1 protein-coding gene is annotated in these 2,475 nt (G+C 38.9%); it reads left to right on the plus strand.

Translation table 11 applies throughout. The features are described from left to right. Positions 1-2,475 (plus strand): Ig-like domain-containing protein (locus DNJ77_RS09710; RefSeq protein ID WP_204723397.1); only part of this gene is annotated, 2,475 nt, incomplete at both ends.

Consider the following 2,475-nt stretch of genomic DNA (forward strand, 5'->3'; position numbering starts at 1 on the left):
GTATGGTGTATTACAACACTTCGGACAATCCAGCACAAACGGTCAAACAAATACAATATGTGATCACGGATGCAAATAGTCTTGATTCAGCAAATAACGTAAAAAGCTTGCTTACAATTACAACAGTTAATGATGCTCCAGAGATTACCGTTCCATCAGCGCAATCAGTCAATGAAGATACTTTATTAAATATTGATGGGATTTCAGTAACTGATAAAGAAGGAATGTTAACCAGTGTAGAATTACAAGTTACTCAAGGTGTGCTAAATGTCAATTTAAGTGGTGCGACGATTAGCGCTGGCGCTAATAATAGTAATCAAATAATAATTAGCGGTACAGAAACAGAGATTAACAACACTCTTCAAAGTCTCACCTATCAGGGTAATGCCAACTTTAACGGAGTAGATTCATTAACGGTTACAGCATATGATAATGGGTTGCCTGCCCCAGGCGTGCAAAGTAGCGCTACGGTAACCATTAATGTCAATTCAATAAATGATGCCCCAACCGCAGCTAACGGTATGGTTACAATAGCAGAGGATACAATTAAAACATTTGAAGTTACCGACTTTAATTTTAGTGATGTGGATGATGGCGATGCTTTAGCAAGCATTAAAGTCACAAGTTTACCAACAGCAGGCACTTTAAAATTAAACAACGTAGATGTCACCGTTGATCAGGTGATTACAAAGGTAAATATTGAGAGTGGTTTATTGACCTTTACGCCCGCAAATAATGCAAATGGTTCAGCTTATGCAAGTTTTGGCTTTAAGGTAAACGATGGCACAATTGATTCTGTGTCGACTTATACGATGAGTATTGATGTCACTCCAGTTAATGACGCCCCAATAGCAGCTAATAGTACAGTGATGGGTAATGAAAACAGCGATTATACTTTTAAAGTAGTGGACTTCAAGTTTGAGGATATTGATGCTGATCCCTTGAACAGTATTAAAGTCACCACTTTGGAACAGGTTGGTAGTTTGAAATTAAGTGGCGTGGATGTCATTTTAAATCAGGTCATTAGTAGAGCAGATATTGATGCAGGTAATTTGAAATTTACGCCAATAGCTAATCAAAATGGACTAGCTTATGATAGCTTTGACTTTAGTGTAAATGATGGCACGGTAGATTCTGTGACAAGTTATACCATGAGCATTGATATTAGCATCGCTGGAGATGCCAACGGTAATGGCATGATTGATTATCCTGATGAAATCGCTGGTGATACTAACGGCAATGGCGTGATTGACGATCCTGATGAAATCGCTGGCGATGCTAACGGTAATGGCGTGATTGACGATCCTAATGAAATCGCTGGTGATGCTAACGGCAATGGCATGATTGACGATCCTAATGAAATCGCTGGCGATATTAATGGTAATGGCGTGATTGATACCCCTAATGAAATCGCTGGTGATACTAACGGCAATGGCGTGATTGATGATCCTGATGAAATCGCTGGTGATGCCAACGGCAATGGCGTGATTGATACCCCTAATGAAATCGCTGGTGATGCAAACGGCAATGGCGTGATTGATATTCCTAATGAAATCGCTGGCGATATTAATGGTAATGGCGTGATTGACAATCCTAATGAAATCGCTGGTGATGCTAACGGTAATGGAAGGATTGATTCGCCAAATGAAGTTTTTGGAGATATTGATGGCGATGGTAAGGGTGGTGTAGAAATATCCACACTAGATATTCATTATTATCTTGAAAGTATCGCTGAAAAATTAGTGCCATCTAACGGTACCTATATAATTAGCGGAGCAGTACCTACTAATGCTGCTGTAATGAACTTTGCTGCGGTGACTGGTCAGAACGAATTGTTTACTGATGGAGGGATATTGAATACCACACTTCCATCATTTATAGGTGATGGTACAACTGAGCATCCTTTGATTGGGGATGTGTTGGCAAACAAAAGTATCTTACTAGGTAGTATACTAAGCTCTGACCACGTTGATGCCAAAATTATAGGACTATCCACTCAAGAAGGATCATTGAGCATTGAAAGGATAGGGAACTTAATTAATATCTATTTTGAGTCAAGCCCAAGCTTTATAGGTATGGTGGACTTTAGCGTTGAAGTTTCAGTTCATGGTACGGTGACTGATATCAAACAGTTTGTAATTAATGTTCAGCAAACGCCAGATGTCCTTCTCTCAACACAAAGCACATCACTACAGTCAAACAATGAAGTGTTGGAGATGCTCGGGATAACTTCAACTAAACTTGTGGATGCTAAAATAAGCACCCCAGAAAGTTCAAGTCAAATAGAAAATATTATTGTGACCGAATTTAAACAGGCTTTAGATATGGGAGAGTCAATCGATAAGCTATCTAATATTGCAATGAATTTGGTAAGACAGGAAATAGAAAAAGGGCTAGATGTTAATAATAACATTGTAATCAAGAGTACTATACAGCAAGCAATCGAGGCACAATTGTCGACAAAAAGTATAGGTA

Source organism: Fastidiosibacter lacustris (assembly GCF_003428155.1).
In the GTDB taxonomy this organism is placed as follows: Bacteria; Pseudomonadota; Gammaproteobacteria; order Francisellales; family Francisellaceae; genus Caedibacter; species Caedibacter lacustris.